Below are 21,693 nucleotides of genomic sequence, written 5' to 3' on the forward strand. Positions count from 1 at the left end.
GGCACACGACACCAGATTCGGATCGTCGAACGTCGCGCGCACCACCGGCGCGTCCTGGCGTATTCTCACTTGCGAGGTGCCCTCTCGAACCGGGTGATAGAAGCGTCAGAACTCCTATCCTTCCAGTTCAGAGGGCACTTTCTATAGCCGGGGTCCTGCCGGTCCGACCTTCATCGGTGGATCGAGGCTGAGGCACCGCCCGGCGGTGGCTGCGTGTAGAGGCTCTGGCAGAACTCGTCGCCGCAGCCGCATGGTTGAAGGACCGTAGGTCCGCGACTTGAGCAGCCCGGGACATCCTCGCCGATCTCGCGCAGCGCCACGCTTAGCTCGGCGGCGAGAGGCCGGGTCACCTGCTGCTCAAAAGCGCAAATCCGCCAGACGTCATAGCTGACGGCTGTACCCAGCCTGATCATCGAGCGTAGCCCTGGTGCCAGTTGGTAGTGCGGTGGAGCCGTTGACTGTATGGATGGGGTACCGCCTGGGCTTCGGCCAGTGCGGCACTCTCGTGACTACTGGCGACGGGGTACTGGATCATGCACCACATCAACCGGTCGTTCGAAGCTGTAGCTGTCGGCGATACAATATGTGCATGCATGAATGCAGCGAGTCAGGGCTTGTTGCTCATCTCCCTCAGGAAGAATGGCTCCGAGTCCGGAGCACCGGGATTCCTGTCCGCTTCGAACCTCGCGACGTGCTCTTGCGCCAAGGTGACACCACGCAGCACGTGCATGTGGTCCTGGCCGGCTGCGTCAAGATCGTTCGCTCGGAGAGGGACGGAAGCCGCGCGATTCTGACGCTTCGGGTCGCCGGCGATGTGGTTGGCGATCTGGCCGCTGTGGACCTGCAACCCCGGTCGGCCACGGTCACCGCCCTTACCACCACGGTCACCCGGCTGCTGACGGGTCCACAGTTCCGACGCTTTCTCGGTCGGCCTGCGTTCGCGACAGGCTTTGCCTCCTACACGGTGAGCCGGCTGCGTACCTCCGATGTCCAGCGTACGGCGTTGGCGCTGTTGCCCGTGCGGGAAAGACTGGCCCGGGCGCTGGTTCAGCTCCACACGGAGAGCCAACGAGCCGACGGACAACCCGCTATCAGGCTGTCCCAGGCAGAACTCGCCGAACTGGTCGGCGCCTCGCGCAACGCGGTCGTCGCTGAACTGACTGCCCTACGCGAGGCCGGCATCGTCACCACCGGACGCCGTGAGGTCATCATCGTGGATCCGGCGGCGCTGAGCGATCGGTCACACGGGCTCTGCCCAGAACTGGGCAGAGCACCGGGCGGTCCCGACCGACGCTGAGGGAGTCCGTCCTCGAGAAGGGACTCCTGTGGAACACATCCCGTTCGCTAGTTCGATCGATCTCCCCCCGTACCGGGCGATCCTGGCCGTGGACGCCAAGGGCTTCACCGAGGAGCCAGGTAGCACTCATCAGGCGATCAGCAACAGGCTGCTCGACCTGGTTGGTGACGCGCTGACCGTTGCCGGGCTGCGGAAGGAGTGGGAACGTCCCTCATTCCTCGGCCCGACCGGAGATGGATTCGCCGTCGGACTTCCGACTCGCGTTCTGCCCTACCTGGTGGACCCCTTCCCGAGCCTGCTCCAGCAACGTCTCGCCGAGCACAACCGCCACGCCCGGACGCAACTGCAGTTGCGGGTCAGCCTGCACGTCGGTCCCCTACCGGCCGACCCGGAGAGCCCTCACTGGACAGGTAACGGGGAGTCTCGCAACGATGCTCATCGTCTGCTCGATTCCGCACCTGTGAAGGCCATGCTCGCCGGGGCCAGCCCGCGCGTGACCTACGTGGCCTGCGTATTCTCCGACCGCGTCTTCAAGGACGTCATCGCCGCCGGATACGCCGGACTGCATCCGGACCGTTGCATTCCGGTTACGGCGACTGTCGACGGCAAGGCATTCGAACAACGGGCGTGGCTCCACGTGCCCGTGATCTCCGGAAACCTGGTCGGCGTGTTGCCGGCGTCGTCTCCTCCTGCGGCGCCGGCAGGGGAGAAGCGGATAAGTCCCCGGATCTCCGGACCACGGGTGAGGCAGAACAACGGCCAGGTCGCCACCACGGTCGAGAACATGACGCAGCAGCGGGACAGTAGCCGATGATGACCGATCCGATCGAGCCCGTCGACCCCGACATCGACGATTCCTACGCAGATGACATCGACGACAGCATCGCCGTCACCGAGAACGGCGGCCAGTACGTCAACAAGAACAACGGACAGGTCGCCGGGCACGTCGCCCGCGACCAGGTGCTGAATGTCCACAACTGGCTCGGGCGTTACCGGGCAGCTTGGGAACTGTCCGACGCCTTTGTACGGGAGACGATGGACAGCTTCGTGGACCGCGCCTACGGTCCGGATGGGCTGTCCAGGGAAGCGGCGGCCCGCATCCTGCAGGAACGGCGTCACGTGCTGCTGGTCGCGCGCCGCGACACCGGCCGGCGTACGGCCGCAGTTGGCTTGCTCGCCGCCGTTCCGTCGCCCCGACGGGAGATCCCGACTGATGATGACGAGAAGTCGCTCCTGCCTGTCGCCGAGGTGCCATGGGAGTCGTACGGCCGGTGCTCGTACCTGCTCACGGTCCCGCCTGGAAGCCGTGATGGGCGGTTGCGCGAGGTACTGATGGCATACCGGGAGGAAGTAGAGAAGCGGGATTCCTATCTGGTCGTCCTGGTCGAGCCGGACACGCTCGAGAGGTCGGAGGACGTCCCGGGCTTCGCGGCTCTCACGGTGACTGCCCCCGCACGTGAAGAGCTGTTGCGCCGACTTCTGACCGACCAGCACGCGCGCCTGAACGTAGACGCGCTACTTCAGGAACCGCCGTTGCGAGAGATGCTGGCTGATGCCACTCCGGCCCAGATCACCAGGCTGTCCAACCGGATCCGAGCTGCTGCGAGCGATCCGGAGGAACTCCTTGGCGATATCGTACGTAAGGCATTCCAGGCATATCGGAACTGGGACGAAGAACTGGGCGACTGGTTTGAGCGCAACCCAGATCCACGAACCAGGCTCTTTCTCGTTACCTTGGCCTTCCTGCAAGGGGCGCAGGCCACGAACGTCCTACACGCTATGGAGAAGCTTGCCGAGAAGCTTGCCGAGCCGGCGAATGTACGCGGCGGCATTGGCGCGCCGGGGATCCGGCAGCTGGCTAATAAAGTCAGTGCCAATCTCGACGATCAGCACCGGATCTTTTTCACCCTGCCGTCCTATGACGTCGCGATTCTGCGCTACGTGCACAGCGACCAGTCGAAGGCCTTTCGTACACGCCTTTGGGCCTGGGCGTCCGACCTGCCGATTCGCAGTGGTGGATCCGCCAACGCCCGCGTCGCAGGACAGGTGGCCTCGGCCATGCTCGAGGTGACCCGGGCACTTCCCGGTGCCGACGCGTCCGAGGTGCGGACCTTGGTCGAGCGGTGGTGGAGCTACAAGACTCTGCGTCCGCTGGTCGTCGACCTGATGACGGCGTTGACCCTGAGCCCCGAGGCTGGACCGGCGATGCGTGGGCGGCTGAACCAGTGGGCCAAGTATTCGGGGAGCCACCCGCTGCTCTGTGTCGTGGCTGAAGTCTGCTGCGGAGCGCTCGCCGATGCCTATCCGCAAGTGGCGCTGACCAGACTGAACAACCTGGCCGGACGTGGGGTGGAATCCGTCACTGATGCGGTGGTGACAGCCGTGAAGTCGCTCTGGGAACGGCCGATGCACCGGCAGCCAACCCTGCAGCGGATCATCGACTGGGCTGCCGAACGCGACGAGCGCCAAAGTGTAGGCCTGCTCGCGCTGGCGGCGATCTCCGAAACCCCAGAACAGGCCGGGATTCTCCTCACTGAACTGGCCGGCGACGCGGCCCTGCGGGCCAAGTTGAAAGACGCCCTATCCTTCCTGTTTACCGACGCTGTGCCGCAGGGTGGCATCCTCGATGCGCTTATGCGATGGCTGGACGCGGCAACCAGGGAATCGACGTACGAGCACTTGATCTCCGACCTCATGGTTGGTGCCGCTGGGAACGGGCAAGGTGCCAGTAAACGTCTCGCCCGAATGACGCGATTGCTGTTCGAATGGCAGCCGGTGGCTTGCGACGAGGAGCATCCGGCTGCCCGCGGCCTGCGTGACCAAATTCAGGAACGATTGCAACGCGCCAATCCGTTGGCTGTCGCATGATCGAGAACTGGCGGGTTCGGCTGTCAGGTCGGCGGACGAGAACCGAGGAACCCGAACAGCCCGTCACATTCACCGCCGAGCTACGCAGCTGCCATCCGTATGTGATGTTCAACGCGACCTTCCAGTGCTGGTGGAAGGGCGATGACCGGGCTGCCTTCTGGGCGGCGCGGCAGAGGGTGACAGACCGGGCCGATCAGGTGACCGCCAGATACTGCGTCACTCAGGCCGGCAATGCCGAAAACGAGGTAAATACTTGTACTCCCGACGGCGTCAGCGTGCGTTTGACGGTCGGCCGGCAAGCGTACGCGGCCGCAGAGGCCATCCTAGAAATCAATCGACAGGCAGCCCTGGAACGCCAGCGGCAGCGGGCCGAGCTGGATCGGATCAGGTACTTGAGGGAGAGTGTCTACTCCCATCCCGATGTCGCCCGCAGCTACTGGCTTTACCACCATCCCGACCAGCTTAAATCGATGCTAGACATTGACTTCGAGGGGATTGCTGAGAAGTTCAGGAACCGGGAGGATGCACGGTTCCTGGTGATTGCCAAGCTGATTGGTGAATTCCTCGGGCGACTCGAGGACGCCGATCGCCGATTTTTGGTTAGTCAGCTTGGGCAGTTGTTTTCATCATACGATCGGTCCGATCTGGCAGAGAGGCTGGAAGGCTCATGAGGGAAGCCGGGCGAGCCTCCCTGCAACAGGCGAACGAGATGATTCGTTTTGCCGATGTGAAGGCGGCGGCAGTTCTCGCCGCTGCCGGTGTTCTGGCTGGGCAAATGCCGTCCGCCCATGGACCCCTGTCCGAGAGCATCCTGCTTGTCGCCGGCGCTTGCGTCGCGCTCAGCGCGTTGCTGGCGCTCTACACGTTGGCCCCACGTCAGCAGGCAACGGCGGCGTGGTCGCTGCACTACTTCGAGAACGTCGCCCAGCGGTACGGCGACGATCGAGAAGCGTTTATCGATGCGTGGCTGGACGCCTCCGACGATCCGGACGGGTTTGAACGGGCGATCGCTGGGCAGCTCTGGGTAGCGAATATGGTGGCATACCGAAAGTTTGTCCGAATCACTTGGTCCATCCGGACGTTGGCAGTTGGCGTACTGGCCATTGCCGCCGTGGCCGTCACCTGAGCCGGGCCGGCTCCTCTTGTCCTTGGTGCGTAGGCCTCCGGTTTCGCCTGGAGGCCTACGACAACCATCGCCGATGGCACTTCTTCAATCCGAAGGCGTGTCTTCCGACGCTTACGGAGCGCGAATTTACCGGTTGTCGGCCGGGCCGCGTTCACGGACGATGGCGGTCATGACACCAAGTGCCGGTAGGCGAGACCGTGGACGCCGCTCGTCGCCGTGAGCTTGCCCGCCGGGTGCTCGACGGCTATGCCAGCGGTCCCGACGCACCGGTCCAGGCGACCGCCGACGCGCTGGTGAAGATCGACCGCGCCGTCGCCCTGGTGCTCGTCGAAGGCGTGAGCGACCAGATCGCGGTGGAGACGGCGGCGGCCGGCCGTGGCTGGGACTTCGACGCCGAACGGGTGGCGGTCGTGCCGATCGGTGGAGCACATGCCACGGGCCGGTTCCTGACCGGCCTCGGCCCGCTGCGGTCGCGGGTGCGGCTCGCCGGGCTGTGCGACCTGGCCGAGGCGGACATCGTCCGGCGCGGACTGGCCGCCGCCGGTGTCGGTACGCCCCGCACCCGGACCGATCTGGCGAATCTCGGATTCTTCGTCTGCGTCGACGACCTGGAGGACGAACTGATCCGTGCCCTGGGCGTCCAGATGGTGGAGACCGTCCTGGACTCGCAGGGCGACCTCGGATCGTTCCGTACGCTGCAGGGCCAGCCCGCCTGGCGGGGGCGGCGGCCCGAGGCGCAGCTGCGCCGGTTCATGGGCAGCGGCTCGCGCCGCAAGTCACGCTACGCCCGGCTGCTCGTCGAGGCGGCCATTGCCCGCGACACCCTGCCACGACCTCTCGACGGGCTGCTCGCCTTCGTCGGACCGGACTGAAGCGGCCGTCGGACCGAAGTGGCCGCCGGACGGCGACGTCCGGCGGCCACTGAAACGCAAGGCCCGGTCAGTCGGCCGCTGCTGCCGTCATCGCCACCTCGGCGGCGGCTGCCTGGTCGAGCAGCCACCAGGTGCGGCGCACGCCGCGTACGCCGGCTGCCGGCACGGCGACCGGGTCGCTGCCGCCGTACGCCCTGCCGACCGCCGCCGCCTTGTCCGCCCCGGCGGCGACCAGCCACACCTCGTCGGCGGTGTTGATGGTGGACAGGGTCAGCGTGATCCGGGTCGGCGGCGGTTTCGGGCTGTCCCGTACCGCTGCCACCGGGCGGGTCTCGCCGGTCACCGGATGCCCCGGGAACACCGACGCCACGTGTCCGTCCTCGCCGACGCCGAGCATCAGCACGTCGAACCGGGGCAGCGGGGCCGTACCGGGACCGGCGACCCGGTCGAGGGCGGCGGCGTACCGTGCGGCGGCCGCCTCCGGGTCGTCGCCGTCCGGCCCGTCCGACGCGGGCATCGCGTGCACCCGCTGCGGACTCAGCGGCAGTACGTCGAGCAGCGCCTCGCGGGCCTGGGTCTCGTTGCGATCCGGGTCGCCGGTGGGCAGGAACCGCTCGTCACCCCACCAGACGTCCACCAGGGACCAGTCGACCGCGTGCCGGGCCGGCAACTCACCGACCGCGCGCAGCACAGCCGCCGCGACCCGGCCGCCGGTCAGCACCACCGACGCTTCGCCCCGCTCGGCCTGGGCGTCGATCAGCCGGACGACGAGCCGGGATGCCACCGCGCTGGCCAGCACGGTGGCATCCGGATGCACGACGAGCATGCCGGGGCCGCTCACGAGCCGCTCCGCGCCGGACCGGCCGCGACGACCGCCGGGTCCGTGCCGGCTGCCGGCCCCGTGGCCTTCGCCGGGTCCTTCCAGATGTGCACCCGCTTGGCGGGCCGGGCCGACAGATCCGGCAGCCCGGCCAGGGTGCCCAGCGCCTCCGAGTAGACCTGGTCGGCGTCGAGCCGCCGCAGCTCCTCGGCGAGCTCTTCGCCGAGCGGTCGACGGACCAGCGGCATCTGCCGCTCCGGCTGCCCGGTCCGGGTGAACATCGCCGAACTGTCCTCGCGGACCAGGCTCAGCCCGTCACCGTTGGCGCAGCGCAGCTCCACCGACCGCATCCGGGGGAACGCGCTGGTCTCCTCCCAGCGCGGGGTTATGCCGAGCCGGGCCGCCAGCCAGCTGATCATCAAGGCGGCGGTCGGGTCGGCCCGGGGCGCGGTCACCGTGGCGCCGGTGATCTGCGCGTCGGTGGTGTCGAACGCCCCGGCGACCAGGGTGCGCCACGGGGTGATCCGGGTCCATGCCAGGTCGGTGTCACCGGACGCGTAGTCGACCGCCCGCTGCAGCAGCGCCTGCACCGGGTTGGGGGCCTGCGCCGAGTCGGTGATCCGCCGGTCGGCGACGACCCCCAGGTAGTCGTTGGCGATCTGCTCCGGCGGCTCACCGTGCCACCAGGTCACCACGGGTACGTCCGGCACCAGCAGCGGCATCACCACCGACTCGGCGTGCAGCGCCAGCCGACCGGAGGTGCGCATGACCACCGCCTCGCACGGCCCGAGCCGGCCGCCTACGACCACCTCGGCGTCGAGCCGGCTGACCTTGCGGTCGATGTCGGAGCGGACCACCACGAGCAGCCGGCACGGGTGGGCGGCGGCGGCGATGGTGGCCGCCGCCTCCGCCTCGCGTACCCGCTTCTCGTCGACCACCACGATCAGGGTCAGCGCCATCCCGCTGGCCACGCCGCCGGCGCTGCGCCGCTCGGCGGCCAGGGCCTTGACCACCTCGTTGCCGGTGGTGTCCCACAGGCTGATCATGCTCTCCTCCAGGACCGGCCCTCGCGGGCCAGCATCTCGTCGGCGGCCCGCGGACCCCACTCGCCGGACCGGTACGGCTCCGGCCGGGTGCCCTCCCATGCCTCTTCGAGAGGGTCGATCACCCGCCAGCTCTGCTCCACCTCGGCGGCGTCGGGGAACAGGGTGCGGTCGCCGATCAGCACGTCGAGTACCAACCGCTCGTACGCCTCCGGGCTGGCCTCGGTGAACGCCTCGCCGTACTGGAAGTCCATCGCGATGTCGCGGACCTCCATGGTGGTGCCCGGCACCTTGGCGCCGAACTTGAGTACCACACCCTCGTCGGGCTGCACCCGGATGACCAGCTGGTTGTTGCTGAGCATCTCAACATCGGTGCCGTTGAACGGCAGGTGCGGTGCGGCCTTGAACATCACCGCCACCTCGGTCACCCGCCGCGGCAACCGCTTTCCAGCGCGCAGGTAGAACGGCACCCCGGCCCACCGGCGGTTCTGGATGCCCAGCCGCATCGCCACGTACGTCTCGGTGGTCGAGTCGGCCGGCACATTCGGCTCCTCCAGGTAGCCGACGGCCCGCTGCCCGGCCACCCAGCCCTTCAGGTACTGACCGCGGACGGTGCCGGCGGCCACGTCGTCGGGCAGGCTGATCGCCCGCAGCACCTTCAGCTTCTCCGCCCGGATCTCGGCGGCGTCGAAGCTGGTCGGCTCCTCCATGGTGACCAGGGCCAGCAGCTGCAGCAGATGGTTCTGCACCACGTCACGGGCGGCGCCGGTGGCGTCGTAGAAGCCGGCCCGGCTGCCGATGCCGACGTCCTCGGCCATGGTGATCTGCACCGAGTCGACGTACTTGGAGTTCCACAGCGGCTCGAACAGGTTGTTGGCGAACCGCAGCGCCATGATGTTCTGGACGGTCTCCTTGCCCAGATAGTGGTCGATGCGAAACACGTCGTCGCGGGTGAACACGTCGTCCACCAGGTCGTTGAGCGACTTCGCCGACGGCAGGTCGTAGCCGAACGGCTTCTCCACCACCACCCGACGCCAGCCGCCGCACCGCTCGTTGTCGGCCATGCCGGTGCGGGCCAGCTGCTTGAGCACCTGCGGGAACGCCGACGGCGGGATGGAGAAGTAGAACGCGGCGTTGCCGTGGATGCCGTGCGATTCGCGCAGCCCGTCCAGGCAGGCCGACAGCTTGTCGAACGCGGCGTCGTCGTCGAACGAGCCGCCGACGAACTTGATGTTGCCGGCCAGGCGGGACCAGACCTCCTCCCGCCACGGGGTACGCGCGTACTCCTTGGCCGAGTCGTGGGCCAGCGACTCGAAGTCGCCGTCGGTCCAGTCCCGCCGGGCGAAGCCGAGCACCACGAAGCCGGGTGGCAGCAGCCCTCGGTTGGCCAGGTCGTAGATGCCGGGGAGTAGTTTCTTGCGAGCCAGATCACCGGTGACACCGAAAATCACCAGAGCGCAGGGCTCCGGGATGCGCGGCAGCCGCCGGTCCTGCGGGTCGCGCAGGGGGTTCACGTCGCCTCCTCAGTCCGTTTTCCTCCGGACCAATTGTCAGCTGGGCAGGTTTCGAATCGTGTCCAGGAGTTGGGCGACGCCGGCGGCCCGATCGGTCAGGTGCAGCCGCAGCAGCGGCCGGCCCCGCCCGGCGAGCGCCTCACGGTCACCGGCGGCCTGCGCCGCCTGCAGCTCACCGAAGCTGTACGGGCGACCGGGCACCGGCAGGTCGTCGGTGACCGCACCAGTGATCTGCAGGAACGCGCCGACCTGCGGCCCGCCCTTGTGGTACTGCCCGGTGGAGTGCAGGAACCGCGGCCCCCAGCCGAAGGTGACCGGCCGGCCGGCGGCGGCCGCCAGCAGTGGGCGAATCCCGGCCGCATCGGCGTCGCCGAACCGGTCCAGGTAGGCCATCACCGCGAGGTATCCGTCGGTGCCGACGCCGTCGATCAGCCAGCGCAGCGCGCCGACCAGCTCACCCGGTACGCCGTCCGGCCCGTACACCTCGATGGATCCGTCGACGAACGACGGTGCCTCGGTCGGCGGCCCGGACGCCAGGATCCGGTTGGTGTTCTCCTTCGACTCGGTGACGTTGGGCTGGTTGAACGGGTCGATGCCGAGCACCCGGCCGGCGACCGCCGTCGCGTACTCCCAGACCAGGAACTGCGCGCCGAGCGGTCCGTTGACCGCCAGGTCGGGGCGGACCCCGCCGCCGGGCACCCCGCCCGGTTGGCCGGCACCGCCGTAGGTGACGGTTAGCACGTCCGGGCCGGCGGCGCCGGGGGCGTCCGGTGCCTCGACGACCACCGGCAGGATGCCGATGCCGTCCTTGCCGGTTGACTCGGCGATCAGCTGCTCGATCCAGTCGCCGAGCCCTTCGATGCCGGTGCCGTCGGAGACCAGCGCTACCTTGTCCCGGCCGGTGGTGGCCGCCGCGCCGAGCGCCGCGCCGAGCGCCAGCCCCGGGTTGTCCCGGTCGCCGCCGAGCGCGGCGGACAGCTGCTCGGCCTGGTCGAGCAGCTCGACCACGTCCACGCCGGCCAGCGCCGACGGGACCAGACCGAACGCGGTCAGCGCCGAGTACCGTCCGCCGACCTCCGGGTCGGCGAGCACCACGGTGGCGCCCATCTCCTCGGCGGTGGTGGCCAGCGGCGAGCCGGGATCGGTGACGATGACGAACCGCCGCCCGGCCTCGGCCTCGCTCAGCCCCGAGTCGAGGAACGCCTGCCAGTACGCGCGACGGTGGCTGTCGGTCTCCACGGTGCCGCCGGACTTGCTGGCCACCACCACGACGGTCCGGTCCAGTCGGTCGCCGAGCGCCGCCCGCACCTGGTGCGGGTCGGTGGTGTCCAGCACGGTTACCGGCTTGCCGACGGTGAGCGAGATGACCTCGGGCGCCAGCGACGAGCCACCCATTCCGGCCAGCACCACGTGGTCCAGGTCGCCCAGCTCGGCCTGCAGTTCGGCGAGCTGCGGCAGCAGGTCCCGGCTGCGGGTGAAGGTGTCCAGCCAGCCGAGCCGGATCTTCGCCTCGGCCTCGGCGTCCGGGCCCCACAGCGTCGGGTCCTTGCGGGCGAGTGAGCCGGGCACCCCGTCGCCGACCAGCGCGCCCCGGGTCGACGAGGCGGCTGAGGCGTCGACCGCGTCGGCCCCGTACACGCTCAGCCCGGCCGCAGCCTCGACCCCGCCGTCGAAGAAGTCGCTCATGCGTTACCTCCGGCCTGCTTGGCCGCGGCGGCGTGCCCACCGGCCGCCGCGTTCGGCTCACCGGCACCGGCCGCCGCCGCGTCCAGCGACGAGCGGACCCCGTCGAGCAGCTCCTGCCAGCTGGCCTCGAACTTGCTCACCCCCTCCGACTCCAGGGTCTTGACCACGTCGTCGAGGTCGACGCCGACGGCGATCAGGTCGTCGAGCACCTGCCGGGCGGCCGGGTAGGAGCCGGTGACCGTGTCGCCCCGGGTCTCGCCGTGGTCGGCGTAGGCGTGCACCACCGACTCCGGCATGGTGTTGACCGTGCCGGGGGCGATCAGCTCCTCGACGTAGATGACGTCCCGGTAGGCCGGGTTCTTCGTCGAGGTGGAGGCCCACAGCGGGCGTTGCGGGTGGGCGCCGGCGTCGGCCAGTGCCTGCCAGCGGTCCGAGGAGAAGGTCTCCGCGTACCGTTCGTACGCCAGCTGCGCGTTCGCCACGGCGGCCTTGCCCTTGAGTGCCTTGGCCTGGTCGCTGCCGATCTTGTCGAGGCGCTTGTCGATCTCGGTGTCCACCCGGGAGACGAAGAACGACGCGACCGAGCCGATGGTGGTCAGGTCGTGGCCGTTGGCCTTCGCCTGCTCCAGGCCGGCGAGGAAGGCGTCCATCACCGCGCTGTAGCGGTCCAGCGAGAAGATCAGGGTCACGTTGACGCTGATCCCCTCGGCCAGGGTGGCGGTGATCGCCGGCAGCCCGGCCTCGGTCGCCGGGATCTTGATGAACAGGTTCGGCCGGTCGACCAGCCACCACAGCGCCTTCGCCTCGGCGACGGTCTCCGCGGTGCGGTACGCCAGCCGCGGGTCGACCTCGATCGACACCCGGCCGTCGACGCCACCGCTGGTCTCGTACGCCGGGCGCATCACGTCGCAGCCCCATCGCACGTCGTAGGTGGTGAGCATCCGCACCGCCTCGTCCACGCTGACGCCCCGGGCGGCCAGGTCACGCAGCTGCCAGTTGTACTCGTCGGCGTCGGCGAGCGCGGCGGCGAAGATGGTCGGGTTGGTGGTCACGCCGGCGACGTGCTTCTCGCGGCGCAGCTGGTCCAGGTTGCCGGTGCTGAGCCGTTGCCGGGACAGGTCGTCGAGCCAGACCGCCACGCCTGCGGCGGTGAGCTCACCCAATCGGTCTGTCATCTGGTGCCTCCTCAGTTTCCGGTGGTGGTGCCGGTGATGGCGCCGACCCGGGTCAGCGACGCGTGCGCCGCCGCGACCACGGCGTCGGCGGTGAAGCCGAACTGCTCGAACAGCACCTGGTACGGGGCGCTGGCCCCGTAGTGTTCAATGCTGACCGATTCGCCGCAGTCGCCGACCAGGCCGCGCCAGGACATGCCGATGCCGGCCTCGACGCTGACCCGGGCCTTGACCCCGCGCGGCAGCACCGATTCGCGGTACGCCTCGTCCTGCTCGGTGAACCATTCCTGGCACGGCATCGAGACCACCCGGGTGGCGACGCCCTCGGCTTCGAGGCGCTCCCGGGCGGTGAGCAGCAGCTGCACCTCGGAACCGGAGCCCATCAGGATCACCTGTGGCTGGGCGTTGCCGGCGTCGGCCAGCACGTAGCCGCCCTTGCGGACTCCTTCGGCCGAGGCGTAGACGTCCCGGTCGATGACCGGCACCGCCTGGCGGGTCAGCGCCAGCGCGGTCGGCCGGTCGGTGTGCTCCAGGGCGACCCGCCACGCCCAGGCGGTCTCGTTGGCGTCGGCCGGGCGGACCACGTCCAGGCCGGGGATGGCCCGCAGCGCCGACAGGTGCTCGATCGGCTGGTGGGTGGGGCCGTCCTCGCCGAGCCCGATCGAGTCGTGCGTCCAGACGTAGATCACCGGGAGTTTCATCAGCGCGGCCAGCCGCACCGCCGGGCGCATGTAGTCGCTGAACACCAGGAACGTGCCACCGTACGGGCGGGTGCCGCCGTGCAGCGCGATGCCGTTGAGGATCGCGCCCATGGCGTGCTCGCGGATGCCGAAGTGCAGGGTGCGGCCGTACTCGTGGCCGGGGAACTCCTTGGTGGCGTACTCGGCCGGGACGAACGACGGCTCGCCCTTCATCGTGGTGTTGTTGCTCTCCGCCAGGTCGGCCGAGCCGCCCCACAGCTCCGGCAGCTCGGCGGCGAGCGCGGTCAGCACCTTGCCGGAGGCGGCCCGGGTGGCGACCCCCTTGGGGTCCGCCGGCCAGTCCGGCAGCGCGTCGGTCCAGCCGGTCGGCAGGGTACGGGTGGCGAGCCGGTCGTGCAGCGCCTTGCGCTCCGGGTTGGCCTGCGCCCAGGCGTCGTACTTCTCGGTCCACTTCGCGTGTGCCTGCCGGCCCCGGTCGAGTACCTCGCGGATGTGGGCGAAGACCTTGTCGTCGACCGCGAAGTGCTGGTTGGGGTCGAAGCCGAGGACCTCCTTGGTGGCGGCGACCTCGTCGGCGCCGAGCGCCGAGCCGTGGATCTTGCCGGTGTTCTGCTTCTTCGGCGCTGGCCAGCCGATGATGGTGCGCAGCGCGATGAACGACGGGCGGTCGGTCTCGGCGCGGGCGGCGGTCAGCGCCGCGTACAACGCCTCGACGTCCTCGTGGTACTCGCCGTCGCCGGCCGCGCCGGCCCGCCAGTCGACGGTCTGCACGTGCCAGCCGTACGCTGCGTAACGGGCGGCGACGTCCTCGCTGAGCGCGATCCGGGTGTCGTCCTCGATGGAGATCTGGTTGTCGTCGTAGACGACGGTCAGGTTGCCGAGCTTCTGGTGCCCGGCCAGGGCGCTGGCTTCGTGGGTGATGCCCTCTTCGATGTCACCGTCGGAGGCGATCACCCAGATGTTGTGGTCGAAGACTGACTCGCCGGGTGCGGCGTCCGGGTCGAGCAGGCCGCGCTCCCGGCGGGCGGCGATCGCCATCCCGACCCCGTTGGCCAGCCCTTGGCCGAGCGGCCCGGTGGTGGTTTCCACACCCCGGGTGTGGCCGTGCTCCGGGTGTCCGGGGGTCAGCGATCCCCACTGCCGCAACGCCTTGAGGTCGTCCAGGCTCAGGCCGTAACCGGAGAAGAAGAGCTGGATGTACAGGGTGAGACTGGAGTGGCCGGCGGAGAGGACGAACCGGTCCCGGCCGGCCCAGTCCGGGTCGCTCGGGTCGTGCCGCATGACCCGGTTGAACAGCAGGTACGCCGCGGGAGCGAGGCTCATCGCGGTGCCCGGATGGCCGTTGCCGGATTTCTCCACGGCGTCGGCGGCCAGCACGCGTGCGGTGTCGACCGCGCGGCGGTCGAGGTCGGACCAGTTCAGGGGGGCATCGGTTGGTGTTGCAGCCACGGTGGATGTGCTCCTCGTCCAGCAGGTAGGCGGAACCCTCGTCACGACCCTATCGAGCAGGGTTGAACGCGCGCCCGCCGATCTCGACAACCGGATGGTCGTCCAGGGCGTGGTCGGTCGTCGGAACCTCCGACCGACCACCGGGGGATACGCATCGTGGCCGGTGGAAAGCCTGCCGGGTGTGACGACGAGCACCGGTGACGGGTCGGCCGGGCAGGCGAAATACCTGCGCGTACGCTGTCGGAGGCGCGTCGGCCCGCAGGTCGCGCCGCCAGTTGAAGGTCACCCGCCGCCGACGCCGGAAGGTGCAGCCCGTGAGCATGGTCACCGAGCGCCCCGCCCATGACCGGGCGCGGGTCAGGTCCGTCGTCGAAGCGGACCGGGTGCCCGGCACAGCGGTGGTGGATCCGGGACCGGTGGCCGCCCCCGGGCTGGCCGTGGTCCGGGCGTACGTGTCGCTCACCAAGCCGCGGATCATCGAGCTGCTGCTGGTCACGACCGTACCGACGATGATGGTCGCGGCCGGTGGGCTGCCGTCGCTGGGGCTGGTGGCGGTGGTGCTGGTCGGCGGTACCTTGGCCGCCGGTGCGGCGAACGCGTTGAACTGCTTCATCGACCGGGACATCGACCAGTTGATGCGCCGGACGAAGCGCCGGCCGCTGCCGAACCACGTGGTCGGCCCCAGGCACGCACTGATCTTCGGATTGGTGCTCGCGGTGGGCTCGGTGGCCCTGATGGCGGTCTTCACCAACTGGATCGCCACCGGGCTGACCCTCGCGGCGATCGCCTACTACGACCTCGTCTACACGCTGTGGTTGAAGCGCACGACGCCGCAGAACACGTTCTGGGGTGGCATCTGCGGCGCCGCTCCGGTGCTGATCGGCTGGGCGGCGGTGACCGGTGGCCTGGCCCCGGTGGCCTGGGCGCTGTTCGCCGTGGTGTTCTTCTGGCAGCTGCCGCACTTCTACGCGTTGGCGATCAAGTACAAGGTGGACTACGCGCGGGCCGGGATCCCGATGCTGCCGGTGGTGGCCTCCGAACGTCGGGTGGGCGTGGAGATCGTGCTGTTCAGCTGGTTGACGGTCGGGTCGTCGGTGCTGGTCTGGCCGTTGGGCATGTCGCCGATCTACGCGGTGCCGGCGGTCGTGGTCGGGGTCGTCTTCCTGCTGGAGGCCCACCGGCTGCAGCGCCGGTCCGGGCGTGGTCTGCCGGTCCAGCCGATGCGGCTGTTCCACTGGTCGACGACCTACCTCACGGTGCTCTTCGTCGCCGTGGCGATGGACGCGCTGATCTGACGCTGGGTCGCTCTGACCTGACGCTGGGTCTCGCCCGTCCGGGTCCCTAACTTCTGTCGTGTTTGCCGTTCTTCGTGCTGAAATTTGTCCCTTTTCGTAGTATAAATCACGATCAATCATCTGTGGAACTTCTTAAGCCCACGGATGATTGGAGTCACAAAAAGCCGACATCCGATCGGCGAAACGTCGTCGCTCTGCTTACGCTTCGCGTATGGCAGATGGTTCCGATACGACGCTGGCGACCGAATCCGTCCCGGGGGACGCCCCCTCTGGTCTGGTCGCCGGCATCCGGTCCTTCGCCGCTGGCCACGGCGGTGCGAAGGCGGTCATCGAGTATGTCGGCAAGCGTGGCGCACGGATCGTCCTGGTGGGGGAGGACGGCGCCTGGGGCGACCAGTTCGCTGACGGCACCGACGTGGCCCGCGCCGCCTGCCTCAAGGCGGGGGTCGAGATCGAGAACGAGTGGGAGCGGGAGCTGATGGATCAGATGCGACCCAGCAACGACCTGTGGCGGTCGATGTCGCGTCGCAGTCTGGCGCGCTGACCAGCCCGTTCCCGTCCTGCACAACGAACGACGACCAGTTGCGTGACTGGACGAGCGGTCCGTCAGCTGGAGAAACAGAGCCGAGCGAGACCCGGGCGGTTACGCCCGGGTCTCGCTCGTTGTCCGCCGCGGCAACCTGCGGCTGGACGTCCGGCTGGTCGGCGGCTAGACGCGACTAGACGTGGGCCGGCGGCCGGACGGGTGCCGGTGGCACCGGTAGCGCGGTGCCGCTGTCGGCGCCCCAGCCGATCGTCCGGTACGTCTGCGGGCACCTGGCGCGCAGCCAGAGCGCCCAGCCGACGCCAGCCAGCGCGGCCAGGGCGTACCCGGCCGGGAACCACCAGCGCAGCGGGGACGCGCCGATGCCGAGCAGGTCACCGAAGCTGGTGACGGTGCCGATGAGGATCAGCCCGAGCGCGCCGGTGGCCGCGCCCGGCGCGACCAGTCGCCGCCAGGCCGACTCGCCACGCGGGTCGCGGCGGAAGTAGCCGATCACCGCGAGCGAGGTCACGGTCATCAGGATCAGCACGCCGAGCCCACCGGTGACGGTCACCCAGAAGAACAGGTGGGTGATGGGATCCAGGCCGGTCGCCGCGTACGCCACGATCACCGCGACGGCCAGCCCGCTCTGCACCAGCGAGCCAAGCTTCGGCGCGCCGGTCCGCCGGTTCGTCCGGCCGAGCGCCGCCGGCAGCACCCGTTCCCGCCCGAGGGCGAACAGGTACCGGGCAACGGTGTTGTGGAACGCGAGCAGCGCGGCGAACAGGCTGGTCAGGAACAACAACCGGCCGGCGTCCACGAGCGTCGTGCCGATGTGCGGGTCGACCAGCACGAACATCAATTCGGTGCCGTGCTCGCGGGCCTGGGCGACGACGTCGTTCGGGCCGGCCGCCACCGCCATCGTCCAGGCGGAACCCGCGTAGCAGACTCCGGCGATCGTCACCGCCAGGTAGGTGGCCCGGGCGACCGTACGACGCGGATCCCGGGTCTCCTCGGCGAACACCGTGCCGGCCTCGACACCGACGAAACCGGCTATGCCGCCGACCAGCATCGCCGCCACCCCCGGGGTGAGCAGCTGGCGGGGGTCGAGACCCGCCGCGGCGGCACCGTCGGCGGGGTGGCCGACCATGACGATGCTGTAGCCGATGATGACCGCGAGCTCGGCCAGCAGCAGGCCGGCCAGGATTCGGCCGTTGAGGTCGACGCGGGCCAGGCCGAGCGCGGTCACCAGGGCCCAGCCGGCCAGCGCGCAGAGCCACCACGGCACGGTGGCACCGGCGACGGCGAGTACCTCGGCGGCAACCACGCCGAAGGCGCCGTACAGCCCGATCTGCATCGCGTTGTACGCGACGACGGCGACGAACGCCGCCGCGATGCCGGGGATCCGGCCGAGACCGTGCGCTACGTAGCTGTACATCGCGCCGGCGTTGACGACGTGCCGGCTCATCGCCACGTAGCCGACGGCGAAGACCGCCATCACCACCGCGATGAGCAGGTAGGCGACCGGCACCGCGGTGGTGCCGGTGACGGCATAGCCGGTGCTGGCGCCGCCGGCCACCACGGTCAGGGGCGCGGCGGCGGCGAGAACGAAGAACAACACCTGGGGTACGCCCAGGCGGGACCGGGCCAACGTCGCGGCGACGGTGCCGGACCGGCTCGTTCGGGAGGTAGACACGCGGGAACTCCGAAAGTGGGTCAGTCAGGAAAACGCGGGAGTGCGCGTGCGGTGACGGAGGATCGTCCGGGGTACCGCTACGCGGGTCTGGTCCAGGCAGGGAACCGACCAGGGGCGCGGCAGCCACGGCACGGGGGGACCGTCACTGCCGCGCCCGGTTCGTCGTGCCGGTGGTTGTGCCCCGGCACAGGCGTAGCCTCACCGGTACTCTCCGCTATGGGGATAGGTCTGCCGTCTTCAACCGTCTTCAACGGTTGGTGATCTTAAGGTTGCGCTCTGGCCAGGGGGCGCTCGTTGCCGTCGTCAGAAACCACCCTGGTAGCGGCTGAATCCGGCCCGGTCGGCTCCCGGGTCCGGGTCGACCAGAGCACGCCGAGGGTGGCCAGCCACACCAGACACGCGCCGAGCATGTGCGCGCTGACCAGCGCGACCGGCAGGTCGGTGAGGTATTGCACCACGCCGATCAGTCCCTGGGCGATCTCCACGACGACGAGCACGGCGGCCGCGCGGACCGCCGGTCGGGGTGCGCCGACCGCGCGCAACGCGAACCACCAGGCGACCGACAACCCGATCAGCAGGGTGACCGAGTCGGCGTGCAGCTGGGACATGGCCTGCGGATCCAGCCCGGTGCGCCCGGCGTCCGGGTCACCGGCGTGCGGGCCGCTGCCGGTCACCACGGTGCCGAGCACCAGCACCCCGAAGCTCACGGCGGTGATCACGAGGGCCAACTGGCGCAGCGGCCGGGCCACCACGTCGCGGGTGGTGCGGCCGCCGGCGCGTACCCGTCGCCACAATCCGTACGCCACCGCTACGGCGACCATCGACAGCATGAAATGCAGCGCCACCACCCAGGGGTTGAGCTGCACCCGGACGCTGACCCCGCCGATCAGGCCCTGCAGGATCACCAGACCTAGAACGCCGAGGGCCGGTCCGCGCAGGTCCAACCGGCGTGGCCGGGACCGCAGCACCGCCAGCAGGGTGGCGAGCGCGATCATGCCGACCAGGATGCCGAGGACCCGGTTGCCGAACTCGATGATGCCGAGCACGCCCATCTCCGGCGTGGTGACGTAGGAGTCGTCGGTGCAGCGCGGCCAGGTCGGGCAGCCGAGCCCGGACCCGGTGAGCCGCACGCCGCCCCCGGTCAGCACGATCGCGACGTTGGCCACCAGTGAGGCGAGCGCGAGCCGCCGGAGCAGGGCGGGGCCGGCGGACAGTCGACCGGACGGGGAGACGGGCACGGCGGCAATCGTACCGATATGGCGGATACCACAACTGTGCGGTGCCGCCGGTACCACAGCCCTGCGGTGCCGCCGGCCGACTGCGGCAAGGCTTCGCCGTGCTGGTCGCGGTGGCGGTCAGGCTCGGTGCGGTGGATCACCCGGGGGCGCGTTTGCGGCCGACCGCTGAAATACGTAACGTTGGCGTAGTGAAAAACAGGGTGGGCCTTCCAGAGGGCGGGTCGGCGACCGGTGCGGTCGCTGCCGGCCCGGACGGGCGTACCCGGGACCGCCTGGTCGCGCTGCTGCTGGAGCGGGGGGCGGCGACCGCCGCTCAGCTCGGTGACGAGCTCGGGCTGAGCCCGGCCGCGATCCGCCGACACCTGGACGCGATGCTCGCCGACGGCGACGTGGTGACCCGGGACGCGGTCACCCGGGCCCGTCGACGACGCGGTCGGCCGGCCAAGGTCTTCCGGCTCAGCGACGACGCCCGGTCCCGGCACGGGCGTTACCGCTACGACAGTATGGCCGCCGCCGCGCTGCGCTGGATTGCCGGTCACGGCGGCGAGGCGGAGCTCGAGGCGTTCGCGGCGGCTCAGGTCGCCGGGCTGGAGGCGCGGTGCCGGGCGGCGATCGACGATGCCGGTGCGGACCCGATCGCCCGCGCCGAAGCTCTCGCCGCCGCACTCAGCGCCGAGGGCTACGCTGCCAACGCATCCACGATCGCCTCCGGGGGGCAGTTGTGCCAGCACCACTGTCCCGTGGCCCATGTGGCTGCCGAGTTTCCGCAGCTGTGCGAGGCTGAGACTGCGGTGATCTCCCGCCTGATCGGCACCCACGTGCAGCGGCTGGCCACCATCGCTCACGGCGACGGGGTGTGCACCACGCACATTCCAGACCCGAGACGGGCCGGCGGCACCCCGACCGTTGCCATCAATGTTTCCACCGACCACGTCACCAGCACTGTGAGGACAGATAGATGACCGAGCAGACCGTCGCGCCCATCTCCCAGGAGGAGCACCTCGCGGCCCTCGGCCGGTACGAGTACGGCTGGGCCGACCGCGACGTGGCCGGCGCCGCCGCCCAGCGCGGGCTCAACGAGGCGGTGGTGCGTGACATCTCCGCCAAGAAGAACGAGCCGCAGTGGATGCTCGACCTGCGGCTCAAAGGGCTGCGGCTGTTCGGCCGCAAGCCCATGCCGGCCTGGGGTGCCGACCTCACCGGAATCGACTTCGACAACATCAAGTACTTCGTCCGCTCCACCGAGAAGCAGGCCGCCAGCTGGGAGGACCTGCCCGAGGAGATCAAGAACACCTACGACAAGCTGGGCATCCCGGAGGCGGAGAAGCAGCGGCTGATCGCTGGCGTCGCGGCCCAGTACGAGTCCGAGGTGGTCTACCACAAGATCCGTGAGGACCTGGAGGAGCAGGGCGTGGTGTTCCTCGACACCGACACCGCGCTGCGGGAGCACGAGGACATCTTCAAGGAGTACTTCGGCACCGTGATCCCGGTCGGCGACAACAAGTTCGCCGCGCTGAACACGGCGGTCTGGTCCGGTGGATCGTTCATCTACGTGCCGAAGGGCGTGCACGTGGAGATCCCGCTGCAGGCCTACTTCCGGATCAACACGGAGAACATGGGCCAGTTCGAGCGGACCCTGATCATCGTCGACGAGGGTGCCTACGTGCACTACGTCGAGGGCTGCACCGCGCCGATCTACTCCTCCGACTCGCTGCACAGCGCGGTGGTCGAGATCGTGGTGAAAAAGAACGCCCGCTGCCGCTACACGACCATCCAGAACTGGTCGAACAACGTCTACAACCTGGTCACCAAGCGGGCCGTCTGCCACGCCGGCGCCACCATGGAGTGGATCGACGGCAACATCGGTTCCAAGGTCACCATGAAGTACCCGGCCGTGTTCATGACCGGTGAGCACGCCAAGGGCGAGGTGCTCTCGGTGGCGATGGCTGGCGAGGGGCAGCACCAGGACGCCGGCGCGAAGATGGTGCACGCGGCACCGCACACCTCCTCGACGATCGTCTCCAAGTCGATCGCCCGCGGCGGCGGGCGCACCTCCTACCGTGGGCTGGTCCAGGTGCTGGAGGGCTCGCAGCACAGCCGGTCGACGGTGAAGTGCGACGCGCTGCTGGTTGACGCGATCTCCCGGTCGGACACCTACCCCTACGTCGACATCCGCGAGGACGACGTCGCCATGGGGCACGAGGCGACCGTCTCCAAGGTCAGTGACGACCAGCTGTTCTACCTGATGAGCCGGGGTCTGAGCGAGGACGAGGCGATGGCCATGATCGTCCGGGGCTTCATCGAGCCGATCGCCAAGGAACTCCCGATGGAGTACGCCCTCGAGCTGAACCGGCTGATCGAGCTGCAGATGGAGGGCGCGGTCGGCTGACCCG

At 69.4% G+C, this 21,693-nt stretch carries 17 protein-coding genes and 1 pseudogene; 10 read left to right on the top strand and 8 right to left on the bottom strand.

The window, feature by feature from the left end; translation table 11 throughout:
- Positions 1-589: 589 nt before the first annotated feature.
- From ACFHWU_RS13890 to ACFHWU_RS13915, 6 genes are all read left to right on the top strand, one after another.
- The gene (locus ACFHWU_RS13890) at positions 590-1,297 is read left to right on the top strand and encodes a Crp/Fnr family transcriptional regulator (protein WP_416568372.1); all 708 of its coding nucleotides are present in this window, start codon (positions 590-592) and stop codon (positions 1,295-1,297) included.
- Positions 1,298-1,385: 88 nt separating this feature from the next.
- Positions 1,386-2,111 carry a hypothetical protein gene (locus ACFHWU_RS13895; RefSeq protein WP_416590732.1) on the top strand — a complete coding sequence of 242 codons (726 nt, stop codon included), beginning with the start codon at positions 1,386-1,388 and terminating at the stop codon, positions 2,109-2,111.
- Positions 2,108-4,165, top strand: coding sequence for a hypothetical protein (locus ACFHWU_RS13900; RefSeq protein WP_416590734.1), 2,058 nt, complete (start codon positions 2,108-2,110; stop codon positions 4,163-4,165). The genes ACFHWU_RS13895 and ACFHWU_RS13900 overlap by 4 nt, the downstream gene beginning before the upstream one ends.
- Entirely contained in the window at positions 4,162-4,836 is a 675-nt protein-coding gene (locus ACFHWU_RS13905; RefSeq protein WP_416590736.1) for a hypothetical protein, read from the top strand. The genes ACFHWU_RS13900 and ACFHWU_RS13905 overlap by 4 nt, the downstream gene beginning before the upstream one ends.
- Positions 4,833-5,291, top strand: a complete 459-nt coding sequence (locus ACFHWU_RS13910) for a Pycsar system effector family protein (protein WP_416590737.1) — start codon at positions 4,833-4,835, stop codon at positions 5,289-5,291. The genes ACFHWU_RS13905 and ACFHWU_RS13910 overlap by 4 nt, the downstream gene beginning before the upstream one ends.
- Positions 5,292-5,488: 197 nt before the next feature.
- On the top strand, positions 5,489-6,163 hold the full coding sequence (locus ACFHWU_RS13915; RefSeq protein WP_416590739.1) for a TOPRIM nucleotidyl transferase/hydrolase domain-containing protein: 675 nt from the start codon (positions 5,489-5,491) through the stop codon (positions 6,161-6,163).
- A gap of 67 nt (positions 6,164-6,230) precedes the next feature.
- On the opposite strand, the gene pgl is transcribed toward ACFHWU_RS13915, so the two are convergent.
- From pgl to tkt, 6 genes are read right to left on the bottom strand one after another with little or no spacing between them, the layout of a single operon-like run.
- Positions 6,231-6,989 (bottom strand): 6-phosphogluconolactonase, encoded by a 759-nt coding sequence (pgl, locus tag ACFHWU_RS13920; RefSeq protein WP_416568377.1) that lies wholly within the window; start codon positions 6,987-6,989, stop codon positions 6,231-6,233.
- 11 nt (positions 6,990-7,000) lie between these two features.
- Entirely contained in the window at positions 7,001-8,029 is a 1,029-nt protein-coding gene (locus ACFHWU_RS13925; RefSeq protein WP_416554840.1) for a glucose-6-phosphate dehydrogenase assembly protein OpcA, read from the bottom strand.
- Entirely contained in the window at positions 8,026-9,540 is a 1,515-nt protein-coding gene (gene zwf / locus ACFHWU_RS13930; protein WP_281550404.1) for a glucose-6-phosphate dehydrogenase, read from the bottom strand. The genes ACFHWU_RS13925 and zwf overlap by 4 nt, the downstream gene beginning before the upstream one ends.
- 36 nt (positions 9,541-9,576) lie before the next feature.
- Positions 9,577-11,226 carry a glucose-6-phosphate isomerase gene (locus ACFHWU_RS13935; RefSeq protein WP_282231255.1) on the bottom strand — a complete coding sequence of 550 codons (1,650 nt, stop codon included), beginning with the start codon at positions 11,224-11,226 and terminating at the stop codon, positions 9,577-9,579.
- Positions 11,223-12,401 (bottom strand): transaldolase, encoded by a 1,179-nt coding sequence (gene tal, locus ACFHWU_RS13940; RefSeq protein WP_416554842.1) that lies wholly within the window; start codon positions 12,399-12,401, stop codon positions 11,223-11,225. The genes ACFHWU_RS13935 and tal overlap by 4 nt, the downstream gene beginning before the upstream one ends.
- Positions 12,402-12,412: 11 nt before the next feature.
- Positions 12,413-14,548 carry a transketolase gene (gene tkt / locus ACFHWU_RS13945; RefSeq protein WP_416568367.1) on the bottom strand — a complete coding sequence of 712 codons (2,136 nt, stop codon included), beginning with the start codon at positions 14,546-14,548 and terminating at the stop codon, positions 12,413-12,415.
- Between the two features lie 434 nt (positions 14,549-14,982).
- Here tkt and ACFHWU_RS13950 point away from each other — a divergent pair.
- Together ACFHWU_RS13950 and ACFHWU_RS13955 are read left to right on the top strand one after the other, a co-directional pair.
- Positions 14,983-15,843 (top strand): annotated as a pseudogene (locus ACFHWU_RS13950) (heme o synthase); the annotation flags it as partial.
- 211 nt (positions 15,844-16,054) lie between these two features.
- Entirely contained in the window at positions 16,055-16,387 is a 333-nt protein-coding gene (locus ACFHWU_RS13955; RefSeq protein ID WP_123602407.1) for a hypothetical protein, read from the top strand.
- A 175-nt stretch (positions 16,388-16,562) separates the two neighbouring features.
- On the opposite strand, the gene ACFHWU_RS13960 is transcribed toward ACFHWU_RS13955, so the two are convergent.
- Both ACFHWU_RS13960 and ACFHWU_RS13965 read right to left on the bottom strand, forming a co-directional pair.
- Positions 16,563-18,062, bottom strand: a complete 1,500-nt coding sequence (locus tag ACFHWU_RS13960; protein ID WP_416554846.1) for an APC family permease — start codon at positions 18,060-18,062, stop codon at positions 16,563-16,565.
- Between the two features lie 263 nt (positions 18,063-18,325).
- Positions 18,326-19,300, bottom strand: a complete 975-nt coding sequence (locus ACFHWU_RS13965; protein WP_416554848.1) for a COX15/CtaA family protein — start codon at positions 19,298-19,300, stop codon at positions 18,326-18,328.
- 188 nt (positions 19,301-19,488) lie between these two features.
- On the opposite strand from ACFHWU_RS13965, the gene ACFHWU_RS13970 reads away from it, so the two are divergent.
- Together ACFHWU_RS13970 and sufB are read left to right on the top strand one after the other, a co-directional pair.
- Positions 19,489-20,262 (top strand): helix-turn-helix transcriptional regulator, encoded by a 774-nt coding sequence (locus ACFHWU_RS13970; protein WP_416554850.1) that lies wholly within the window; start codon positions 19,489-19,491, stop codon positions 20,260-20,262.
- Entirely contained in the window at positions 20,259-21,689 is a 1,431-nt protein-coding gene (sufB, locus tag ACFHWU_RS13975) for a Fe-S cluster assembly protein SufB (protein ID WP_282231248.1), read from the top strand. Before ACFHWU_RS13970 ends, sufB begins: the two co-directional genes overlap by 4 nt.
- Positions 21,690-21,693 lie beyond the last annotated feature (4 nt).

Source organism: Micromonospora sp. LOL_015, assembly GCF_048060275.1.
Classification (GTDB): Bacteria; Actinomycetota; Actinomycetes; order Mycobacteriales; family Micromonosporaceae; genus Micromonospora_E.